This window comes from Sphingobacterium sp. UBA7625 (assembly GCF_002484085.1).
Taxonomy (GTDB): domain Bacteria; phylum Bacteroidota; class Bacteroidia; order Sphingobacteriales; family Sphingobacteriaceae; genus Sphingobacterium; species Sphingobacterium athyrii.
In genome coordinates this window covers 38,873-62,750 of the sequence record NZ_DLJD01000045.1, presented here as the reverse complement: position 1 = coordinate 62,750, position 23,878 = coordinate 38,873, and the positions used below count along the sequence as shown (strand labels likewise).

Annotated in this window: 12 protein-coding genes; 7 read left to right on the top strand and 5 right to left on the bottom strand. The window is 43.0% G+C overall.

Going from position 1 to position 23,878, the window contains the following annotated elements; translation table 11 throughout:
• Window positions 1-47 precede the first annotated feature (47 nt).
• From B4G94_RS18760 to B4G94_RS18745, 4 genes are all read right to left on the bottom strand, one after another.
• Window positions 48-686: a GntR family transcriptional regulator gene (locus B4G94_RS18760; RefSeq protein WP_121123730.1), complete on the bottom strand. Its 639-nt coding sequence runs from the start codon at window positions 684-686 to the stop codon at window positions 48-50.
• A 70-nt stretch (window positions 687-756) separates the two neighbouring features.
• Window positions 757-3,480, bottom strand: a complete 2,724-nt coding sequence (locus tag B4G94_RS18755; RefSeq protein ID WP_286860924.1) for a hypothetical protein — start codon at window positions 3,478-3,480, stop codon at window positions 757-759.
• A 55-nt stretch (window positions 3,481-3,535) separates the two neighbouring features.
• Window positions 3,536-5,152: a RagB/SusD family nutrient uptake outer membrane protein gene (locus B4G94_RS18750; RefSeq protein ID WP_286860922.1), complete on the bottom strand. Its 1,617-nt coding sequence runs from the start codon at window positions 5,150-5,152 to the stop codon at window positions 3,536-3,538.
• An 11-nt stretch (window positions 5,153-5,163) separates the two neighbouring features.
• A complete protein-coding gene (locus B4G94_RS18745) occupies window positions 5,164-8,280 on the bottom strand; it encodes a SusC/RagA family TonB-linked outer membrane protein (RefSeq protein ID WP_286860919.1) in 3,117 nt (1,038 codons plus the stop codon).
• A 374-nt stretch (window positions 8,281-8,654) separates the two neighbouring features.
• Here B4G94_RS18745 and B4G94_RS18740 point away from each other — a divergent pair, with 374 nt between their 5' ends.
• From B4G94_RS18740 to B4G94_RS18710, 7 genes are all read left to right on the top strand, one after another.
• Complete coding sequence (locus B4G94_RS18740; RefSeq protein ID WP_286860916.1) at window positions 8,655-10,178, top strand: PQQ-dependent sugar dehydrogenase; 1,524 nt, start codon at window positions 8,655-8,657, stop codon at window positions 10,176-10,178.
• A 4-nt stretch (window positions 10,179-10,182) separates the two neighbouring features.
• Window positions 10,183-11,415: an Nramp family divalent metal transporter gene (locus tag B4G94_RS18735; protein WP_286860913.1), complete on the top strand. Its 1,233-nt coding sequence runs from the start codon at window positions 10,183-10,185 to the stop codon at window positions 11,413-11,415.
• Between the two features lie 7 nt (window positions 11,416-11,422).
• Window positions 11,423-12,445, top strand: a complete 1,023-nt coding sequence (locus tag B4G94_RS18730) for an NAD-dependent epimerase/dehydratase family protein (RefSeq protein ID WP_286860910.1) — start codon at window positions 11,423-11,425, stop codon at window positions 12,443-12,445.
• 18 nt (window positions 12,446-12,463) lie between these two features.
• A complete protein-coding gene (locus B4G94_RS18725) occupies window positions 12,464-13,522 on the top strand; it encodes a dihydrodipicolinate synthase family protein (RefSeq protein ID WP_286860907.1) in 1,059 nt (352 codons plus the stop codon).
• 30 nt (window positions 13,523-13,552) lie between these two features.
• On the top strand, window positions 13,553-16,621 hold the full coding sequence (locus tag B4G94_RS18720) for a SusC/RagA family TonB-linked outer membrane protein (protein ID WP_286860904.1): 3,069 nt from the start codon (window positions 13,553-13,555) through the stop codon (window positions 16,619-16,621).
• Between the two features lie 19 nt (window positions 16,622-16,640).
• Window positions 16,641-18,116 carry a RagB/SusD family nutrient uptake outer membrane protein gene (locus B4G94_RS18715; RefSeq protein ID WP_286860902.1) on the top strand — a complete coding sequence of 492 codons (1,476 nt, stop codon included), beginning with the start codon at window positions 16,641-16,643 and terminating at the stop codon, window positions 18,114-18,116.
• A 146-nt stretch (window positions 18,117-18,262) separates the two neighbouring features.
• Window positions 18,263-19,462: an MFS transporter gene (locus B4G94_RS18710; protein ID WP_286860899.1), complete on the top strand. Its 1,200-nt coding sequence runs from the start codon at window positions 18,263-18,265 to the stop codon at window positions 19,460-19,462.
• A gap of 183 nt (window positions 19,463-19,645) precedes the next feature.
• Here B4G94_RS18710 and B4G94_RS18705 read toward each other — a convergent pair whose 3' ends face one another.
• Entirely contained in the window at window positions 19,646-23,821 is a 4,176-nt protein-coding gene (locus B4G94_RS18705) for a hybrid sensor histidine kinase/response regulator transcription factor (protein WP_286860898.1), read from the bottom strand.
• Window positions 23,822-23,878 lie beyond the last annotated feature (57 nt).

The window sequence follows — 23,878 nt, the reverse complement described above, 5'->3', positions numbered from 1 at the left end:
TGTCTTTTTGAGACAGCCTCTTGTCTTTCGTATGTTCCAGCGAGACTTTACACAAGTTCCAAAGCTTCCTGCTCACCTCGATCGAGGTGATGCACCAAAGTCTCATAAGCCTTGTTCCAATCATTCGCTTTTAATGCATCCACAATTGCACGATGCTCTTGTTCGGTGTCCAGATAATCCTCCATCTGCCCAAGAATGGCTCCTAATTTCATGTGAAATAAAGGAATATTGCTATTTTTATAAATAGCGATTAGTCTGGAATTGCAAGTACCTTCGATAATTCGTTCATGAAAGCGTACATCGGCCTCACAGGCCCCACCATAATACCCTTTGCTTACCATATCCGAAAAGTCATTGCAGATCAATTCCAAATCATCAATCAGCTCTTTATTCTTTTTTGAAAACAAAATCTTTAAAGCACCGACTTCAAGCAATTCACGCAGTTCACGGATGTCCCGCACATCCTCGACGGTCATCTTTTTCACAAAGCAACCTCCTTTTTCACCAAACTCCACCAAACTCTCTCCAGCCAAACGCATAAAGGCTTCGCGAACAGCTACCCTGCTTACAGCCAACTTATCAGCCCAGGCACTTTCGACCAACCGCGCCCCACCAGCGAGCTGACTTGATAAAATCTTCTTGCGGACTTCCAAATAAACCTTATTGGCAAGCGAATCCTCTTTCATATTGTATACAATTTTCTACAAAAATAAGAATACAAAATCATTTAAAAAATTTAAACAATATATTCCTTTACTAAAACGCCCCCTCACGGGCACCATACTGTCTCCCCGGTGACAAATAGAATAGTTCCGCCTTAGATTTCCAACTGGTCGTATGATTCCCTTTGAGGATATTTATATTAAAGCTACTATTTTTCGATGGATTTTTCACATTCCAGAAACCATCTTTCAGGCCCACGACAACCACTTCGTATTCTTGATCCGCAGGAACAGCGATTTCAATCGTTTTATCGAGATACCGATCGGGTTTGGCTATAACGAGCATACGGTCTGCAATCCGAATCAAGTAATAATCCTCCTTTTCCTCGTAATTCACCTGTAATTTTGCTTCGGCACTTTCCGCCATTTGAAAAACCGTAGCATAGCTCACCTGTGTGCTTTTAGCTTTTGGACTAACTAAAACCCGCGCCCCGCGCGCCTCAGGCCAGGTCGATTTCACCTGATACAGGTCCCCAAATACAAAAGCCGTGGAATCACCGGCATAAACTTTCACCTCCCGATCGACCACAGCAGGCTTAAACATATCGACATAAGTCTTTCCACCCACATTCTTAAACTGACTATTCAAAACAAACCCTGTTTCATTAACGACCGGTTTATTCAGCGTATTAATCTGCCAGTAGGGCTGAAATTCGCTATTATTGATTTTCAATTCATCCAATAACACAATCGCAGCAGGCACATCTTTCCGTTTCAGATTCAAAAACAGAAAACTCTTTGCGTACGACTTTACTTTAGACGAATAGGCAGCAGTAAGGTCCACATTAAAATAACTGTAAGCAGGTTGGATAGGATCCGCACCAAACGCCGAAGCCCTGATTTCTCCGGTATGGTACCAGGAGTCACCGAGCACTTCCGCTACGGTACGCGGAAAACGCTGACTAAAGCGTGTCCCACCATCATTAGTTTTGGTCCGGAATAAGAGCGGTTCAGCAGGATCGCGAACCAATAGCATACTATGCGCCGCGGAGCGCTTATTAAAATTAAAGTCATAAGGTGATCCATAAGAAAGATATAAACCCAGATCACCCACCTGAATACCATGATGATAAATCTGCAGGGCACCGGCATCCGCATGTTGATGATTTCCAAAATGATAACCACCGCCTTTAATCTCAGCAACAACCTCCTTACTTGTTTTCTCCTCACTCCATCCCGTCCGGGCGACCATAGCCCCCAAAACCGATCCAAAATCTTTGGTCAATGGCAGCTTTGAGCGATCGAAATCTGCTTTGAGCTTCGGATCATTTAACAACAGAAACAACACCGGATTGTCGGGCAAACCACCCTGTTTCAAAAACTCTGCCTTGATCATCGCATTTCCCGAATAGGCATAACACAGCAGCATTGTCTGGGGATTTTTCCAATAAAAATCATCACTGGAATTATACTTCACATTAAACATATCGCCGTCGCGCAGCATTTTACCGTCAGGCGTACGCATGTACAACCAATAATAGGGCATATTCTTGATGTTATCATCAAATACGGGATAACCCAACATACGGTAATACAACCAGGCTGCATGCATTTCCCAGCCAAAGCGATAACCACCATAATCAACCCCCTGGTTGTGCCGCGGGGACTGATATTCGAACTTACGCATCGGCACAAGCTGCTCCAGAACACTATAAGCAACATATTTATAGGGCTCAGGATCTTCATCATATACCGCCAAACTCCAGGACAGCATATCCCGGCAGATCTGCGCTTCGTTACCATGGCCGTTAATAATACTTTCCAGTCCGTAAAATGGCGGCCAGCCCACCTCCATATCCATGACCAATCGCTTAAAATCCTTCCGCATCTGACTTTTAACACCGGCATCCATCAGTGGATAACACCAATCATAGACCAATGCCCCTGTATAGATCGCACGCCCCAATTCGCGGGTAATATCACCGTGTGTTACATTCCCAAATTCCAGAACTGACAAATAACGCGAGACCAGATCCACAGCTTCCCTGCCAACTCGTTCATCCTGCGTCATAAGGTAGTAAAAAGCTTTCTGCTCAATGATATGCTCTAACCCTTCATTGTAAAATATTTCCTGATGTTCATTGGTCGGAAAGGTATAGGGAGCCAAAGCCGAGACTTTCACTTTATTCCATGCCGGACCATTCTCCTCAGATAAAAGCAGCGCCCTGACAACAGGTAAGCTTTCTTTATTCACCCACAACCTTGGCCTTTCTTGCGGCGGTGTAATTTTAGGCTGATAATGTACAGCCTCTAAAGGTGCCACAGGCGGAACATAGGGCCTGATGCGTAAGCCCTGCAACATTAAATTTGCAGGCAGCCAGATTTTTAATTTTTCCGTTGTATTCAGGAGCTCAAATTTTCCAAGCTCCTGATGCCCACCTTTCAGTTTATCATACACGATACGTTTTGTCACCCGCTGTCTACCCAACTGAAAATAGGCGACTTTTGTCAGTAAGCCCGTTTCATCCTCCTGTTTTAACCGCTCCAGATCCCGGGGCCGAGCATCTGACTCCAGCACATACCACCCTGCCTGCGGCACCTTAACCGCAACTTCAATATCTGCCAAACGATCAGGGTAACCTGAAACGGGAACGGTTTTCAACACCAGCCCCCGCTCATCTTTTCCTTTTGGTTTTTCATAAACGACGGTCTTTTTATTTAAATCACCCCGACTCAAATCAACTAGAATCTCTTTTTGCTGCGCATGGGAGGCCGACGTTGACACCAACACCAAAAACAACGAAAAATATATTTTCATCCAACTCATTACCAATGATACAATATAACTATTTAACCAACAGGCGGAAGTATTTTTACTCCCAACCTGGATTTTGTGTCAAATTTGGATTCACATCCCTTTCTGCCTGCGGAATAGGCCACAGATAATAATGATCCGGGAACCCCCGCTGCCTGATCTGCGTCCCGTTAAAATCTGTCATCCAAACTTTATTCACGACATCTTTTGCGATTTTCCATCGTCGAATATCCGAATACCGCTGCCCTTCACCGGCCAGTTCTACCATACGTTCGTGACGTATCTTCTCACGCATCAGTTCCTTACTCAAGCCAGAAGGCAGATCAGGCATTTTAACTCTTTTACGAACCGCATTCACTGCATCATAGACCGTTTGATCAGGCGCACCCAAGGTTTCATTCTTTGCTTCAGCATACATCAAAAGCACATCCGCCAGGCGAATCAACGGAAAGTTTTGCGGCATATTATCCTGAAGCGTATAAACAGAACCTGTCTCCACAAATTTGCGCCATGCATAGCTACCATTTGTCCACACGGGCACATAGGCATTCGGGTCGGTGCTCGCTACCGGAAACTTGTAGAGATAAGTCACGCCACCTCTCCCCACAAAAGTTGACCACGGCACAACAATGGACTGCTGCAAGCGCGGATCGCGTTTTTCAAATAGCTTACGCACCGAAGCCTCGTCTTTCCAATCCTCCGCACTATTGGGGTTAAAAGGCTGCCCTTTTGCATTGGTATAATTCGCAAAATTAAAAGCCGTTCCATCTTCCATATCAAAAGCATTGACAAGCTGAGGCGTGGGTCTTGTCCTTTGGGACCCTGTCGTCGCACCTCGGGCATTACCGTAATTACGGTCGGTCGCTATACCGTGCCCCTGTTCAGCAATATATTGCACATCAAAGATCACTTCACTATTGTTATTGCCGGCAACCCGAAACAAAGTATGGAAATCAGCAAGCAACTTGCGGTCACTTTTATCCATCAGCTCCTTAAAATCAGCAGCAGCTTTTGCATATTCCTTCGCCCAAAGATGTGCTTTGCCCCGCATGGCGAGGGCAGCCCATTTGGTCACACGCCCCTTATTTGAAGCATCATAAGTATCCGGCAATGTCTCATAAGCTTCGGTCATGTCTTTAACAATGAACTCGTACACCTCTTTCTCTGTATTCCGGGGCTCATAAGATTCATCCACATTAATAGGAGTTTCATACAAAGGAACTCCACCGAAATAATCCCATAATTTAAAATAAAAATACCCCCGGAAAAACTTAGCTTCGCCAATACTCCGTTTTTTTATAGCGTCACTCATTGCGATAGCAGGAATATTCTTCAGAGCCGTATTTGCACGATACACTCCTTTAAAAAAGATCCCCCAGGAGGTTAGGTAAAAACCTGCGTTGGCAGGAAAAACACCCGTTGTCAATCCTGTTGCAAAAGACTGATAGGATATATCGGTAAAATCATCCATCATCCCATAAATCACGATACTATTGGTAAATTCCCTATTAGCATGGTAAAGGGTATTCACCCCCATGACAGCATCTTGCTCAGACTTCCAAAAACTCTCCTCCGAAAGACCGACCAGTGAGTTTCGGTCCAAAAAATCACTACAAGAACTTAGTAGCGCCAATGCAAATGATGCAATTATTATTTTGTTAAATTTCTTAATCATGGCTTTTCGTCTTAAAATGTTACATTTAAACCAACTACCCATTGTTTCATTAAGGGATAAGAGACACTGGCGTTCTCCGGATTATAACCTTTGAACTTTGTGAATGTAAAGTAATTCTCCAGATTAGCGAATACACGTAACCTATCCACTTTAAATTTTGCCGAAGCCTCTTTTGGCAAAGCATAGCCCAGCTGTAGCGATTTTATTCTCAAAAACGAGGTATTATGCAGCCAGTAGTCACTGTATACGGTATTTAAAGCACTGCCCGAAGTACGCAGTCGCGGATATTCGGTAGAATGGTTTTCAGGTGTCCAGCGGTTTAATATTTCCGCATTCTGCAAGAAACCTTCATTGATGTTGAAGGTATTAAAACCATCGTTACCCCAATATTGCTTCACACCACTAACACCTTGTGCCACGACGTTCAGATCAAAACCCTTAAAACCTGCATTCAGACTCAATCCATAGGTAACTTTAGGCAATCCCGAATAATTCTTGACAACCCTATCCTCCTCATTGAACACCTTGTCGCCGTTCACGTCTTTGTACAACATATCCCCCGGTTTAGGCTCTCCGCCCACATATGTCCCAAAAGTATAACCATCTGTCTTCAATTGATCAATTTCACTTTGGTCCTGTATAATTCGATCAAATTCAAGCATATAAAAACTATTGAAAGGCTTTCCTTCCATGGTAATATAACTTTCATTGATTGATCTATTGCCGTTGAACTTAATCACTTTATTATTCAGGAAGGACAGGTTACCATTTAAACCGTAGGACCAATCTGCACCTATTTTCCCAAAATATCCAAGCTGAAGATCAACCCCTCTGTTACGCATCTCGGCAATATTCTGCCAGGGTGGCGAGAAGTTACCCATAACCATCGGAATAGGGATCTTTGTCAGGATATCCGAGGTGTTACGATCAAAATATTCCGCGCTAAAAGTCAACCTATTATTTAACAAAGCAAGATCCAAACCGATATTAGCGATCGTTGTCGTTTCCCACTTAATTTTACTGTTCGCAATTTCCTTTGGCGCCACCCCTTGCTTCAGCTGACCACCAAATGGATACAAATAGGAACCGTATACGACTTGATAAGTATAATCGCCGATTCTATTATTCCCCAGCTTACCCCATGAACCACGAATTTTAATTTCATCAAATATAGCTTTCAAAGGCTGCGCAAACTCCTCTTCCGTTACACGCCAGCCCGCTGAAAAGGACGGGAAGAACCCCCACCTATTCTCCTTTGCAAATCGGGAAGAACCGTCATAGCGTGCATTTGCTTCAAATAGATATTTCCCTTTAAAATCATAATTCAAACGGCCAAAATAAGACTGAAGGGCATCATCTGTTCCGGAACCATTGATCGCTTCAAGGTTTGCCCCCGCATCCAGAATATAGATCGCATCATCCCCCAATATATCATTCTTTTTTGCATCAAATTTGTCCATACGGTTATACTGCTGATCAAAACCCAGCAATACCGCCAAATGATGATTGTCCGCAATTGTTTCACGGTACCGCAACAGGGTATTCAGCACCGTTGTATAATTACGGATGCTACCATTGAACAAACTACTTACGCTTGGCTTTTTTTGATATTCCAATCCGGTCTGTAAGTTCCACAAGTAGTAAGGCCGCACATATTCCCAATTCCGGTTATTATTGTAATTAAAGCCAAAACTACTCTCCCACTCCAGATTTTCCATGAAATTCACTATACTAAAAAACTTAAGCCCAAGCTTTTGCCTTTCGTAGTCACCCCGAATATTATCTACATAAGCTCTTGGATTAGACCCCTGAGGCAGCCCTGGAAACATCTCCCCTCCATAACGGCCGTCCTCATACTGTGGCACAACTCCCGGCGTCGTATTACGGATCGCTCCAAAAAAGCTATTCACATCCAGAGGCTGCCGGTTTGACCAGGTACCAAAAACATTTCCGCCCAAGGTCAAGATATTCTTGATCTTCGTATCGGCATTGATCCGAAAATCATATTTTTTGAAACCGGAATTATCCACCACTCCCTTGTTATCCAGAAAACCCAAGGACATGGCAAAATTTCCTTTTTTACCGCCGCCACGAACAGACAGTGTATGTTCGGTTAACGGCGCGGTATTCAGCATTTCCTTGTACCAATCTGTATTTGGATACAGCGGATTACCTGCCGCCGACTCCTTTCTCCAGGTATCAATTAATTCAGCGCTATATTTTTCCCGCCCTTCCGACTCGTTAACAAGCTCCATATGGGTTGCCATATCAGTTATAAAATCGATATTTTTAGCCACTTGCTGGCGCCCGAAGTACCCATTATAGGTTACAGTAAAATCTTCTCCCTTCCCGCGCTTGGTAGTTACCAGTATAACGCCATTCGCAGCCCGGGAACCATATATTGCAGCCGATGACGCATCCTTCAACACGGATATACTTTCCACATCATTGGGATTGACATCATTCAATGCACCGGGCACCCCGTCAATGACAACCAAAGGGGAAGCATCATTCATTGTCCCCTTACCACGAATCAACAGATCAAATCCTTCTGCACCGGGACTACCGGAGGTCTGCGCAATATTAAGTCCAGATGCCTTACCGACCAAAGCGGATGCCAAATTCATGTTTGGCCGGCTCACCGTTGACTCATCAAACCTAACACTGGAAACAGAACCCGTCAGCGTCTCTTTCTTCTGCTTACCATAACCAATTACAACGACTTCATCAAGCGTACTTTCATTCGTTTCAAGCACCAAAGCCTGCACATCCCTTGCCAAAGCCACCTTTGTACTAAAACCGATCAGGCGAAACTGAATCTGATCCGAAGAAGACCCATTCAATTTGAACCGCCCCTCCTGATCTGTCACCGTAACGGATGAGTTTTTAAGATTGCGCACCTCCACTCCAGCCAGTGGCTGACCTTTCGCATCGAGCACCTGCCCAACGATCTGCTGTTGAAAATTTGCTGCGCCCCCTGTCGAAGTAAGAACGCGTTGAATGGGAATCTTTTCCAGGTGAGGAAAAGAGGGAACAGTGGCAAACGCACCCATTGAAATAAAAGGCAGTCCAACCAAAAGGCAGTTCCTGTTTATCACATCCCGGATTTTAATCTGTTTTAGTATCATGAATACTCAGGTTAAAGTGGTTAAATAAATGATTTATAAGCTCTTCAGTTTATTGGTATTTTAAAGAAGCGGCATTTCGTTTTATAATTTACAATGACTTCGCTCCTATACTTTATCATAGTGAATACAATAATATATATTTTTTGTATACAATTCAATATTTTTTTTACTTTTTTACAAAGCATCCTCCCTAATAAACATAGGCCAACCTAGTAAAACTATCTATAGAATTAACTAATAACAACACTAAATCGAATTTAGCAATGCGTATCTAATAATTTTGTATACAAATTACATTATTTTTTGTATATTTATTTTTAATAAACTAATTTTGACATAACCAGATAAATCAAAAAAGTAACCATTGACCGACAATGAAACAACAAATAAACTATGTTTGGTTATTGCCATTGATGTTCTTCCTGTCTTCCTGTTCTACAAGGGACGAAAAGGAGACAGTGATAATCAATAGCATCCAATTGGAGAACAGCATACTTTCTTTATCCAAAGAGGCCACTGGCCTACAAGTTCCATGGGACTTACAATACGATCATGTAAACGGGGCTATTTTATTTTCGGAAATTGGCGGAAGTATCCGAAGGCTGGATATACAAACAAAAAAGGTCAGTTTAGTCGACAGCCTAAAAGACGTCTACCATCAGCGTACGCTCGGCTTGTTAGGTATGTCCCTGTATCAGCCTGAACACGAGCAGGCCTACCTCTATCTGTCGTATACCAGTAAAAGAGACAGCCTTATTTTTTCAAATTTATACCGCTACGATTATAGCGCCGATGGCAGACTGTCCAACCCAAAGCTCCTGTTGCAGATACCCGGCAATAGCGGACACAATGGTTCGCGCGTCATTGTATCTTCTGACAAGAAAGTGTATTGGGCGACAGGCGATGCGGCAAGTGATACCTTTGCCCAGGATAGCAGTTCGTTAAATGGAAAGATCTTACGGTTAAACTTGGATGGTACGATTCCTTCGGATAATCCGATAGCAAACAGTTATGTTTATGCCTGGGGTTTCCGTAATATGCAGGGACTTACCCATAACGACAAAGGAACAATCTACACCTCCGAACATGGGGATGCCATTGAAGATGAGATTAATCTTATCCAGCCCCTTAAAAATTATGGCTGGCCGCAAATTGAAGGTATGATTGATACCGAAAAGGAAAAAGCTATAGCCAAGCTAAGCCCTCGAACTGAACCGATAAAATCGTGGACACCAGTGGTTGCCCCCTCCGGAATGGCTTATTATGGTGCCGCAACCATTCCTGAATGGCAGAACAGCTTGATTTTAGCAACGCTAAAAAACCAGTCCTTACGGATTCTGAAATTATCAGCCGATGGCAAAAAGATAACCGATGAAAAAGTTTTATTTAAAGATCAGCTTGGCCGCTTGCGCTCGGTATTGGTTTTACCCAACGGCGATATCTATTTCTGTTCGAGCAACCGTGACTGGAATCCGCAAAAAGGATTTCCAAAGCCAGATGACGATGTTATTTATCGGCTTCGGCTTTCAGACAAGGCGGCCGCTCCCATCCTTAAGCCACAAACGGCCAACAGTATCGCGCCGACCGTAAAAAACGGGCAAACATTATACGATTCCTATTGCGCTTCCTGTCACAAATCTGACGGTAAGGGACTGACAAATACATTTCCGCCATTAACACAGTCAGCCACGGTCATTGGTGAGCCCAAACCCCTATTAAAGCTGCTTTTACATGGACTGAACGGTCAGTCGATCAATGGGGTCAACTATGAGGGTGCAATGCCGGCATTTTCGTTTCTCAAAGACGAGGAGATCATCGCGGTTGCAAATTATATTCGAACTCATTTTGGGAATAATGCCTCTAAAATCAACCAACAGAACTTAACCTCATTACGCTAAATTTATGGAACAGCAACAAGCTCCCAAACGCTCCTTATTCAAGAACTGGTTATCCATCCTGGGACCGGGTGTCATTACTGCGGCTCTGGTTTTCGGCCCAAGTAAAATGACCATTACATCAAAAATGGGCGCCGATTACGGTTTTTCACTCCTTTGGGTCGTCGTTGTCGCCATCTGTTTTATGACAGTTTTCACCAATATGGCGGCACGTATCGGCATTGCCCGTGACGAATCCCTCCTCACTTTAATCCGAAATAAATTCGGGAAGACAATATCCATTGTTATTGGCATCGGTATTTTTCTCGTCGCCACCTGCTTCCAATCGGGCAACGCCACCGGGGTATCCATTTCCATTTCGGAGGCAACAGGAACAAATCCGCAAATTTGGATTATTGTGTTCAATGTGATCGGTATTCTGCTACTCTTCTTTAAATCATTCTACGCACTGCTGGAAAAATTAATGCTGGCATTGATTATTCTTATGCTCTTTGCCTTTCTTTCAACAGCGATTATGATTGAGACCCCTGTAGGCGACTTTCTTAAGGGATTTGTACCAAGTATCCCACCCGGCTCAGTCGGCCTGATCATTGCTTTTACGGCTTCCTGTTTTTCCATTGTGGGCGCTTTCTATCAGAGCTATCTCGTACAATCCCGGCGCAAATTATCCGGCGACCAGCAGACGACCCAAAGGCAGCTCATGGGAAGCCGGATCGGTATCATTATCCTGGGCATTATGAGTGCCGCCGTAATGGTATGTGCGGCGAACACACTCCATCCTCAGGGCATCAAACTGCGTTCGGCTGCTGAAATGGGTCGTGCGCTGGAGCCACTTTTGGGAACTTATGCTTCGCACCTCTTTTTCGTCGGACTGTTTGGAGCCTCTTTTTCGTCCTTAATTGGAAACGCCGTCCTCGGCGGATCATTACTCGGTGATACCTTTGGTTATGGCAATAACCTGAACCATCCGAAAGTCAAGCTGTTCATTTCCATGGTTATGATTTTTGGTTCTGTCATTGCCCTTATCTTCGGAAACCTACCCTTGGAACTAATTGTTTTTGCACAAAGCATCACCATTTTCCTTGTCCCTTTTATTGGTATTATCCTATTTCTCATCGCCAACGATCAGGAGATCATGGGCGATCTCCGAAACAAACCATTGACGAAATTGTGGGCCGTCCTGGGACTTGTATTGCTCGTCGCCCTCGCTATCAGTAATTTTTACAATTTAATCAAATAAATCAGCTATGGATAACAACACTTTAGCAGCATTAGAGCAACAGATACTCGCGCCATCGGCGGAGCTCATTGAAGACATAAAAAAAATCCAGGGAGACATCCTATTCTTAGGAATCGGCGGAAAAATGGGGCCAAGCATGGCTAAATTGGCTATTCGGGCGATTGAGGCTGCTGGCATTGAAAAAAAGGTTATTGGCGTATCGCGCTTTTCAACGACAGAATTACAGCAGGAATTAGAAGATATCGGTGTCTCGACTATTGCCTGCGACCTATTAGATCCCAATCAGCTCAAGGAGCTTCCGCAGGTCCCCAATGTCATCTATCTGGCTGGCCATAAATTTGGCACAACGGGAAATGAGGACTTCACCTGGGCGATGAACACCTACCTCCCCGGAATGGTTGCCTCCCATTTCGAAAAATCCAATATTGTCGCCTTTTCATCGGGTAATGTGCTTCCTTTTGTGCCCATCAATCGTGCCGGAGTATCCGAAGAAACTACCCCAGAACCTGTGGGTGAATACGCACAATCCTGCTTGGGCCGAGAGCGCATTTTCGAATATTTTGCCAAGAAAAACCATACACCGACCCTTATCTATAGACTAAACTACGCTGTCGATTTTCGCTATGGTGTATTGGTTGAAATAGCAAAAGCTGTCAAGGAGCAATTGCCCATAGATCTGACAACCGAAAACGTGAATGTAATCTGGCAAGGGGACGCGAATGAAATTGCTTTAAGATCCCTATTGCACTGCCAGACTCCTGCAAAAATATTGAATGTGACCGGTCCTGAAATCCTATCTATACGTTGGATTGCTGAGCGATTTGGCGAACATTTCAACAGTACACCGGTATTTATAAACCAAGCTGCAGGAACAGCCCTGCTCAACAATGCCTCTGAATGTCACCGCCTATTTGGCTATCCAAAAACGACCATCCGGGAAGCCATTGCTATTACGGCACACTGGTTAATGAACGGCGGTGAGCTCTGGAACAAAGACACCCATTTTCAAGAAAGAAAAGGGAAATTCTAAAGAAAAACAATTATTCCAATGAAAAAATTAGACGCTAATTTACAACAACATCTCCAGGCCGGAACAGTCATCCCCGCCCATCCCCTGGCTCTTCATGAAGACCGCAGCATAGATGAAGAGTCTCAACGCCTTTTGACAAAATATTATATCGCAAGCGGAGCTGGAGGAATTGCCGTCGCCGTACATTCTACCCAGTTCGAAATTCGTGATCCAAAAATCAACCTATTCGAAACTGTTTTAAAATGGGCCAGCGAAGAGGTGGACAAGGCGCAGCTTCAACGCCCCTTCCTTAAGATTGCGGGCATCTGCGGACCTACCGAGCAAGCGATACAGGAAGCAAACACAGCACTTATATATGGCTATGATATTGGCTTATTAAGTATGGGCGGGCTCAACGGATGGACAGAAAAGGCTATACTTGATCGGGTACGTGCAATTGCCGCTGTCATTCCGGTATTTGGATTCTATCTCCAACCCTCGGTGGGCGGACGTATTTTTTCCTATTCCTTTTGGCAGGAGTTTGTTGCGATAGAAAATGTTGTTGCTATCAAATGTGCTTCTTTCAATCGCTACCAAACACTGGATGTCATGCGTGCGCTCGCAAATTCAAATCGTAGTGATCAAATCGCCATGTATACAGGCAATGATGACAATATTGTCAATGACCTAATGACCACTTATCAATTTCCAGTGAACGGGAAGATTGTTGAGATTGATTTTAAAGGGGGCTTACTGGGTCATTGGGCCGTGTGGACGCAAAAAGCAGTAACACTTCTGGATGAAATTAAGGCCTACAAATGCAATCCTGATAATCAGACAGCAAGTCACCTATTAAGCAAAGCTATTGCAATAACCGACAGCAATGCTGCATTTTTTGATCCGGCAAATGCTTTTCACGGCTGTATACCGGGGCTCCATGAAGTCCTTACGCGTCAGGGCTTGATGAAAGGTACTTGGTGTATCAATCCAAAGGAACAACTATCGCCGGGGCAAAAAGAGGAAATCGACCGTGTGTACAGCGATTATCCAGAACTAAACGACGATGCATTCGTACAAAATTTCTTAGGTCTAAGATAACTTACTGCGTACTACTTTATAAACTAAATTATGGCAAAATTAACCAATATCTCCTGCCTTTTGCTCTGCGCAACATGTGGCGCCAGCCCGCTGTTTTCAGTAGCCCAACAAGCAATAACCTACGATGGTTTAGTCAAGGATAAGCAGCTTAATGTTGGACTAGCTGGAGCTACCATAAGAACCTCCAGCGGAAAGTACACCTCAACAGATAACGAAGGAAAATTTAAGCTCTTGGCATCACCTGGGGATTCCCTGACCATCACCTCCGTGGGATATGATAGCTATCGGGTAGCTTTGACCAGTACCCCAACGCTTATTATCCCCCTAGTCAAGTCGGCCACCCAGTTGGAGGAAACCGTTGTCATTGGCTATGGTTCGATCAAAAAAAGCTCTCTAACCGCCTCGGTATCAAAAATTGAAAATAAAAATTTGGACCAGGTTCCAAGCGCACGGCCGGAGACCGCACTTCAGGCTAGATTACCAGGATTAAATATCTCGCAGACCCGAAGTACCCCTGGTGCCGCTCCCGTCATACGGATTCGTGGTATAGGCTCAATTTCTGCTGGAAATGATCCGCTTCTGGTGGTTGACGGATTCCCCGGGGCGAGCTGGTCCAATATCAATGCAAATGATATTGAATCCATCGAAGTATTAAAAGATGCATCAGCGGCATCAATATATGGGTCACGAGCCTCTGGTGGGGTCATCATCATTACCACAAGAACAGGGAAAGCGGGCAAGCCCGTTGTACGTGCAAATGTCCTGGCAGGATGGTCACAACCTATCCTACATGACGATTTTATGAGCAGCCAAGAGTATTATGAAACCATTATTAAATATCAGAATCGGGAATACTTTTATGTAGGTGGCGATACCAGCCTCCCACTGTGGGGGGACTCACGCCGCCCGGCAGGCTACCAGGTGAATCCGGACATACTGAATGGTAACGACGTCAACTGGCAAAATGCAGTAACCAAAAATGCGCCTTTTCAAAGTTATGATCTTTCTGTAACCGGGGGTACTGAACAGACTAAATATTACCTCTCTGCAGTTTATAAAGACCAGCAGGGAACGCTGTTAAACACCTTTTTCAAGAGTTATGGCATGCGGGCTTCCGTAGATACGAAAATCAACGAACGGTTCCAGATCGGTGCAATGCTCAACCCAACCTATCAGTCAGCTCGCACCTCCCCGTTGACAATGGACTCCTACAATAAATACCCCCCTTTTGTTGCGATCCAAAATCCGGATGGAAGCTACCCTAAAGCACGTGATTATTGGGGCTTCAACGTATCCTCACAAGCCAACCCAATGGGAATCTTGATGGGAACCAATAATCAGGGACAGACACTCAGTGCATTGGGCAATATCTATGCCGTCTACAAAATCCTCGATGGCCTGACATTTAAAACGACCCTGAATGCAAATATGTTTTACAACAATACGGATAAGTTTCAGGCTTCTTGGGCATCCAATACCGGACTTTCCTCAGGCAATGCCGCAGATTCCCGCATCATCACGCTGCTCAATGAAAACACGTTAAATTATAACAGGACGTTTGCTCAACATCATGATGTTTCTTTAATGGCAGGCGCTTCTTACCAAAAAGCTACAAGCCGAAATATCAATTTGCTGGCCGTCAACGGAACATTCAACAACAATATAATTGAAACATTAAATAATGCCTTGATCAATCCCAACGGAAGCAATACCTTAAAATCCGTCTGGGGAATGATTTCTTATTTTGGACGTGCAAATTACGCTTATAAAGAAAAATACTTACTCTCTGCGTCCATCCGTACCGACGGTTCGTCGCGGTTTGGACCCGATAACAAATGGGGGCTGTTTCCCTCAGCCTCCGCGGCCTGGCGCATTAGCAAAGAAAACTTTATGCTGGACCAAGATCTGATCTCAGACTTTAAATTGCGTGCAAGCCTAGGAAATTCAGGCAATATGAACATTGGCGATTTCGCTTATTTAGGCCTGGTCACTGGCGGATTATATACGGTAAATGATCAAACACAGAACTGGCTAGCACAAAGCAGTTTTGGCAATAATAAACTAAGCTGGGAAAAAACCAATGAGTTTGACCTTGGCATTGACCTGTCGTTTTGGACAAATCGACTTTCGATCACCGCCGACTACTACCGTAAACGTACAAAAAACCTGCTCTACCAAGTCTCCATCCCCGGTACAACCGGCTTTACCAGCTCTCTATCCAATATTGGCGAAATCGAAAACAAGGGCTTCGAATTTGATCTGAACAGCAAAAATCTCATTGGCAAATTGAAGTGGAACACAAATTTCAACTTCTCCATCAACCGCAACAAAGTGATTAATCTGGGCGGTGTCAATGAAAGGATGACGTCCATTTCCTATGGTATGAACTGGCTACTTCGCGTGGGCGAGCCGATGTTTTCCTACTACGGATATAAACATATTGGCGTTTTCCAGAGTGAGGAACAACTAAACAGTTTACCGAAACTGACGGGCGAAAAGCTTGGTAATCCCATTTATGAAGATATCAATAAAGATGGTAAAATAACAGCTGACGACCGCAGCATCCTTGGTAACTTTATGCCTAAAAGTTACTGGGGGATGACCAATACATTTTCTTACCGCAACTTCGATCTTTCTTTCACCCTGCAGGCCGTAATCGGATCAAAAATGTACAATTTCGAGAATCAGTTTTATCAGGGTTCTGTACTGGGGAATATGAGAAAATCGCTGGTTGCCGGCTCTTGGTGGTCGCCACAAGACCCTGGCGATGGCCATACTCCAGCCTTGTCTCTGAGCCAACTAAGTTTTAACGCCAATTCGGACCTTTACATTGAAGATGCCTCCTTTTTGGCTTTACGTAATATCAATTTTGGGTACACTTTCCCGACAGATTTATCTTCAAAAATGGGCATAAAGAGCCTTCGGCTATTTACCTCGGTAAACAATGCTTTCTTGTTGACAAAAAAAGGTTTTCACGCCTACAATCCTGAAGGTTATACGGGTGGTGAAGTCGGTGGTATCAGCAGTACGCCCGGTTATAATGTGGGCTCTGAACCCATAAGCCGTGTATACACCTTTGGATTAAATCTCAGTTTTTAATTATTAATGTGTGCCTATCATGAAATTAAACATAACAACCCTGCTACTGGCTTCAAGTTTGCTGTTCGGCAGCTGCACGGATGAATTATTGAACACAATTCCACCATCATCACTGACAGACATCAATTATTACAATGATGCCAACGATATGGAAAAAGCCGTCCTCGGTATTTATGCTAAAATGCAAAGCCGAAAGCCAAATGATTATCAGTTGCTGGAGCTTTGTTCCGATAATTTATATGGATCAACCAATACCGGTTTTGCGGGTATTCCTGAAATAGATGCATTGGCCATCTCTCCGACCAACCCTATCCTGACCGCTTTCTGGCAGGAAAGCTATGCGGGAATTTTTAGGGCCAATGCCGTGATTTCGAATATAGACAAACCTAAAGATTATACCGAGAGCAAAAAAAATCAACATCTGGGCGAAGCTAAGTTTATGCGGGCTTTATTTTATTTTGATCTGGTCCGAACTTTTGGTGCTGTTCCTAAAGTACTTACAGCATTGTCGATTGACGAAGCCAGACAATACAAAAGAAGTGCTACGGAGGCGATTTACGATCAAATTATTCAGGACCTGAACGATGCGATTGAAAAACTTCCGTTAAAATCCGCTTTATCCAGAAATCGGGCAAGCAAGGAAGCAGCTCTTGCACTGCTTGGCAAAGTATATGTGGCAAAAAAAGACTGGACGAACGCTGAGACAGTGTTGCGACAATTTTTCACCAGTTATGGAGATAATTATACGCTGGTCGCTGATTATAATCAGTTGTGGTCACTGGAAAATGAGAACAATAGTGAGGTTCTTTTCAGCATTGGCTATACGGACGGTACCAACGGTCAAGACCTGTCTACAGCATTTGTTCCTAATGGCGGAATTTATAATTTGGTGTCCCGCGGTTCTGAGGTTGCACTCCCTTCCTGGAGTCTACATAAAAAGATTCAGACTGATGATAAACGTCTTCGCAAAACGATTGAATCAAATTATTTTTCCGCAGTATCAGGTGGACAAAATGCCATCTATTTTCCATATGCCTCCAAATTTATTGTCAAACACACGGCATTGGCAGCGGGATTGGATCTTCCCATTCTTCGATTGGCCGATATCATTTTACTGTATGCAGAAGCGCTGAATGAAAACGGCAAACTTGGCGATGCAATAACACAACTCAATAAAATACGTCAAAGGGCATTCGGAAATCAAAATCATAACTACAGCATTGATCAGCTGACGCAAAAAGACCAATTTGTTACCGCATTGCTCGATGAACGACAGATCGAGCTAGCCTTTGAATGCGAACGCTGGTACGATTTGGTCCGTAAAGGAAAAATGACGGCAGTGATGAAGGTCGAAGAACGTAATTACAATCCTTCCTCACAAATCGCTCAGAAAGTCACGTTATCACCCAAAGATTATATGCATCTTTTCCCGATTCCACAAACAGAAATCGATCTGGTCGGAAAGACCATCCTTGAGCAGAATCCAGGCTATTAAAACGCATATATAGCAATGTTGGCCATTGCCAGCATTGCTATCCTGGAAGTTTGCCGCACAGGCTGTTTGATTTTCACAATAATTTGTTTGAATTCTATATATTTTGTTTCCATCAATGGAATTATTTTTGTCGACAAATTATCAAGATGAAAAAAAACGCTAAACCCCGCCAATCTTTTATTCCGACGATACTGGCTTTTGCACTTGTTCCCATAACAGGGCTTGCTACTGACATCTATCTACCTTCGATGCCACAAATGGCTCTGGAACTCGGTCTCAGCGAAGGTCACATCCAGTTAACGCTTTCATTGTTTCTAATCAGTTATGGTGTCGCACAATTCTTCACTGGCGCACTTGTAGATGCCTGGGGACGATATAAAATTAATCTGATTTCACTGTTTCTCTTTGTCCTTAGTTTTTGGATAACCGCAACTACACATGATATCTGGGTCATTTACGGTATGCGTATTCTCCAGGGAATTCTGTCTGCGTTCGTTGTGATTTCCAAACGGGCCTACTTTGTGGATGTGTATGAAGGAGAGCAGCGCAAACATTACCTCAGTATTATGACCATCGTCTGGTCGATCGGACCTATTATTGCTCCTTTTATTGGCGGATACCTGCAAACACAGTTTGGATGGCGGTCTAATTTTATGGTTCTTGCCGTTTATAGCGCTATCCTTTTTGTGCTGGAATTGATCTTCTCCGGAGAGACGATCAAACAAAGAAAACCATTGCACATCAGCTATCTTATCGGCGAATTTAAAATGATGTTAAAGACAAATGACTTCACGTTCGGCGTATTGATGTGCGGGATATCTTATGGACTTGTTATGTTTTATAACCTTAGTGGTCCATTTTTCATCGAGCACCAATTGGGTTACGGGGCAATCACGACGGGGTACATATCGCTTATCATGGGATTGGCCTGGATGTGTGGAGGCTTTATTGGAAAAGTATTGATCAAAAGAGCCCTCCTCCCTAAATTGCGAATGGCAAATTTTATTCAGATCATCTTGGTGTTAGTCATGATTGTGGTCTCTCCCTATATAGCAAATTTATATACCTTGACATTCTTTGCGTTTGCCATCCATTGTACAGCCGGATTTATATTTAACAACTATTTCAGTTATTGTCTGGGCAGATTCCCCTTGTCGGCGGGGATTGCAGGCGGATTAGTCGGTGGAATTACCTACCTGGTCACATCCTCCTTAAGTTATGGCACTGTCAGCTTGGTCAACCCTTCGTCTCAGCTTGAAATCGGACTGGGCTATGCTTTATTTGCGGTACTGGGCTTGCTCACTCTTCTTTTCATTAGTAAGTTAGCTAAAACGAATAGGCTGTAATATAAACAGATAAAACTACATTGTAGATTTTAAGCCACACATTCCGATAAGGGTGCTATTTTATTTTTGGAATAAGTTTAAAAACAGTTATCTTTGTATCATCATAATTTAGGTTTATAATTGGTTATTGAAGGTTTTCATTCTCCCCGTTTGAAAACCTTTTTTTATGCGATACAATTTCTCTTAATTTTCTTTCACACTCAATTTTTCGATGTACGTACGCGGGCTTTCTTTATAGAATTTCTTAAAGGTCTTACTAAAATATTTTGGATCATTGAAACCGACTTGATAGGCAACTTCACTGATACTCAGTTCGCTGTTGTGTACTAATATGTGGGCGGCCTTTTTTAGACGGACCATATTGATAAATTCGACCAGATTGAGACCAGTTTGCTGTTTTATTTTGCGGTATAAAACGGATCGGCTCACCCCTATTGCCTTCGTCAATTCCTGTACCCCGAAGTTTTCACAGCCCAGGTTTTCCTCCACGATACCCAATACCTGATCCAAAAAACGCGTTCTTTCGGTTGTCTCTGTTCCCTGGCCTCCCAGCAGATAATTCTGCACAAACTTTTCTTCCAAACGTTTTCTTGTCTGTATAATGTTGGCTATTTTCTGAATCAGGTGTGGCATACTAAATGGTTTGGTAATATAATCGTCGGTACCAACTTCAAAGGCTTCAGTAATATAAGGATCTGCCGTTCGGGCAGTCAATAAAATAACAGGGATGTGGTTTGTGCTATTATCATTTTTTATTTGCTGCAACAATGTTATCCCATCGCAATTGGGCATCGTTACATCAGAAATAATAATGTCAGGTTGCCTCGTATGAACTAATGCCAGCGCCTCATTTCCGTCATTGGCCTCTAAAACCACATATTTCTTGCGTAAATTTTCAGAAAGGAAACATCTGAGTTCCACATTATCTTCGGCAACGAGAATAACCGGTTTTTCATCCGCTATGTGCTCCGCCTCGATATCGTTTTTGTCGTGATTATCCACCTGTTGATCCGTGTGTACGGTCACGTCGGATTCAGCCATATCTGTTAAAAGATCCGTGGTACTTGAGGTATCCATACTCAAATTCTGCTGTGGCAGACTAATCCGGAAAACAGTATTGTACGCCAGAGCTTCTTTTGCCATATTACTTTCAACAGTTAACAAGCCCCCATGTAAATGGATGATGGATCGTGACAATGCAAGTCCAATGCCACTGCTGGTGGCGACGATTCTGTCGGTATTTGCCTGGTAAAACTGTTCGAATACATGGGGAATATCTTTTGCCGGAATCCCTCTACCGGAATCCCATACGGAAATAAGTAGTCTGGTATCACCTCCAACATCCTGCAATTCGCTTTGTACTTTTATCCGTCCCCCCTTATCTGTAAATTTAAAGGCATTGTAGATTAGATTGACAAGTACTTTTTCAAACTGTTCAGGATCCAGCGTTGTCCTGTAATCGACGGGGATATTATTTTCGAGAAAAAACTGGATATTATTCTTTTCTGCGATAAAATGGAAGTTTAATAAAACATTTTTAAGGTATTCGGCGACCAGGACTTTCTGATAATTCAGTTTCATTTTTCCACCTTCCTGTTTTCGAAAATCAAGCAGCTGGTTAACCAGATTCATTAAGCGGTCAGCATTCCGTGTGGCATATCCCAAATGTTCTTTTGCGTACTCCGATAGGGAATAATCCGTTTTCAACTGGTTCAAGGGACCTATAATCAACGACAAAGGTGTACGGAACTCATGTGAGATATTTGTAAAGAAATTCAGTTTAGCCTCGTGCAATTCTTCTTGTTTTTCTGAAGCGAGCTTCCTGATCAAAAGGTCGCGTTTTAGTTTATTTCGACCATGAAAAAAACGAATAATCAAAAATACAACAAAGCCTAAAATCAAAAAATAACCGGTATAGGCCCACCATGTTTTCCATGGCGCAGGGAGAATCCTTATTTTTAATACCCGTGGCTTTTCATTCCAAATGCCATCGTTATTAGATCCTTTTATCCAGAGTTCATAATTGCCCGGATCTAAATTCGTGTAGGTTGCTACCGGATTTGTTACGTAATTCCAATCCTGATCAAAACCTTTTAAATAATAGGCATATTGGTTTTTTTCGGGATGAACATAATTTAACACGCTGAATTCTAAGCTAAATACATTCTGATTATGATCCAGCACCAATTCATCAATCATGGAAATATCCTTGGCGATTACGCCATCCACGTCAGGCCTGACAGTACGGTTAAACAATTTGAGATCAGTAAACTGTATCGGCGGCACATAACTATTCACACTCAGACTATCGGGATTGAACAGGGTAAAGCCGGAAAAACTACCGAAAGCGAATTTTCCGTTGCGCAGTATCGTGGCTGCATTTTGAATATACTCATTCCCCGGCAAGCCATCCACTTTTGTATAACTTCTAACACTCCCCGCTTGCGGATCGAAACAGGTAATCCCAGTGTTGGTACTCAACCATAATTTGTTTTTAAGATCGCTCAAAATACCAAAAACATTATTTATCGGTAGACCATTCTGTTTATTGAAACGCTTAAAGGCTTTCTTTTCGGGTAGATACCGATTTAAACCACCCATATAGGTTCCAATCCAGATTTGTCCTTTTCTATCTTCATGAATACTAATAATATCATTACCACTAATCGAAAGGGAGTCATTTTTGTGATTCAAAAACGATATGAATTTATCGGTACCTGCTATTTTAAGATTTAGTCCATTAGAAGTGCCGATCCATAAATTACCTCTGGAATCCTCCATGAGTGCTCTGACCATATTTGAGCTCAACTGTTTACCGGCGACGTTGAAGGTCTGGAAATAACCGGATTTTTGATTTTTCCGCTGTACCTGCAAACCGCCACCAAATGTTCCGATCCAAATATCGCCCTGGCGATCTTCCAACAGCGCATAGACATTATTGTTAGCTAGCCCATTTGCCGCATTTGGATCAAAACGAAAATGTTCGTATACCTGCTGCCCCTTGTGTCTCAAATTTAATCCACCATCATAGGTACCGACCCATAAATTTCCCTCCCGATCGCGACAGATAGATTTCACATTGTTATGGCTTAAGCTTCCAGCATTATTTTTATCGTGTCTTTCATTAAAAAATGAACCATTATATCGGTTAAAATAATTCAATCCACCACCTTCTGTGCCTATGACTAGCTCTCCATTCGGGTTCTCCAAAAAAGCGCTGACAACATTATAGCTCAAGCTATTTCTTCGGGACTGATGCGTAAAATTTTGAAAATTAGGTATATCCTTATCATAGATATTAATTCCGCCAAAATAGGTTCCGATCCAAATAGAACCTCTTTTATCCTGAAAAATTGGTCGAATAGAGTTGTTACTTAAACTATTGGGATTATTATCGTCAGCCTGTATAAATAATAGCTTTCCATTTCGATACAGATAGAGACCGTTGAATGTTCCAATCCATATGCTGCCATCATCAGCCTTCTTTAGTGAACGGACATCTTGGTTTGCTAAATTTGCAGTCTGGCCATCATGCCCCATCAGGGAAGATACTTCGCCCGTATTTTCATTGATTATTTTTATTCCATTATATTTTGTTCCCACCCAAAAGACTCCGGGAGCAAATTCCAGTACAGCCTGAAATCGCTGATTTACTTTATTAATCAATCCTTTCTGATTGAAATAGGTGCGTAACACTTTCAACCTATTGCCGCCTCTAGAAGCTGACTGCATGAGTACAATTGCATCATCTGTGCATAACCATAATCTTTTCTTCCCGTCTTCGTAGATTGTTCTAAAATTCCTAAAATACGAACGCCCATTGCTCCCTTCTACCGTAATCTCATTAAAAACAAGCTCAGCTTCCAAATGAGCTCCTTCTTTTATCCGATATAATCCAACATTTGTTGCGATCCAAATTAGGTCTTTAGAATCCTGAAAAATCTGATGCACATTTACTTCTATTTTCCCACTGTTGCTCTCTACTACGGGCAAGGAGATCCGCGCAAAATTATCTGCATCACGATTGTATAAGTTAAGACCGCCTGTTGTACCTACCCAAAGTCGTTTTTTTTTGTCTTCAGTGATCGCCTGTATAAAATTATGCTCTAAAGAAAGACTATCCTGCGGATTGCTTCTATAAATTGTAAACTTGCGGCCATCATATTTATTCAGGCCGTCGCGGGTGCCGATCCACATAAATCCCAAGTGGTCCTGTTCAATAGCAAAAACACTCCCTTGCGATAAACCTTCGTTTACATCCAGATGTAAAAAACGATAGTTCTTTTCCTGTGCATGAGAAATAGAAAAGGTAATCAGTGAACTAAAAACCCAGAGTATATAAATACGCAATGGCATCATAAGGAATATAATTGAAATGGATAGGCTAAAAATAATCATTCCATTTTATAAAGCACC

Coding starts and splice junctions, on each gene's coding strand:
- B4G94_RS18760 (WP_121123730.1), bottom strand. CDS start 686: ATGAAAGAGGATTCGCTTGCCAATAAGGTTTATTTGGAAGTCCGCAAG.
- B4G94_RS18755 (WP_286860924.1), bottom strand. CDS start 3,480: ATGAAAATATATTTTTCGTTGTTTTTGGTGTTGGTGTCAACGTCGGCC.
- B4G94_RS18750 (WP_286860922.1), bottom strand. CDS start 5,152: ATGATTAAGAAATTTAACAAAATAATAATTGCATCATTTGCATTGGCG.
- B4G94_RS18745 (WP_286860919.1), bottom strand. CDS start 8,280: ATGATACTAAAACAGATTAAAATCCGGGATGTGATAAACAGGAACTGC.
- B4G94_RS18740 (WP_286860916.1), top strand. CDS start 8,655: ATGAAACAACAAATAAACTATGTTTGGTTATTGCCATTGATGTTCTTC.
- B4G94_RS18735 (WP_286860913.1), top strand. CDS start 10,183: ATGGAACAGCAACAAGCTCCCAAACGCTCCTTATTCAAGAACTGGTTA.
- B4G94_RS18730 (WP_286860910.1), top strand. CDS start 11,423: ATGGATAACAACACTTTAGCAGCATTAGAGCAACAGATACTCGCGCCA.
- B4G94_RS18725 (WP_286860907.1), top strand. CDS start 12,464: ATGAAAAAATTAGACGCTAATTTACAACAACATCTCCAGGCCGGAACA.
- B4G94_RS18720 (WP_286860904.1), top strand. CDS start 13,553: ATGGCAAAATTAACCAATATCTCCTGCCTTTTGCTCTGCGCAACATGT.
- B4G94_RS18715 (WP_286860902.1), top strand. CDS start 16,641: ATGAAATTAAACATAACAACCCTGCTACTGGCTTCAAGTTTGCTGTTC.
- B4G94_RS18710 (WP_286860899.1), top strand. CDS start 18,263: ATGAAAAAAAACGCTAAACCCCGCCAATCTTTTATTCCGACGATACTG.
- B4G94_RS18705 (WP_286860898.1), bottom strand. CDS start 23,821: ATGATGCCATTGCGTATTTATATACTCTGGGTTTTTAGTTCACTGATT.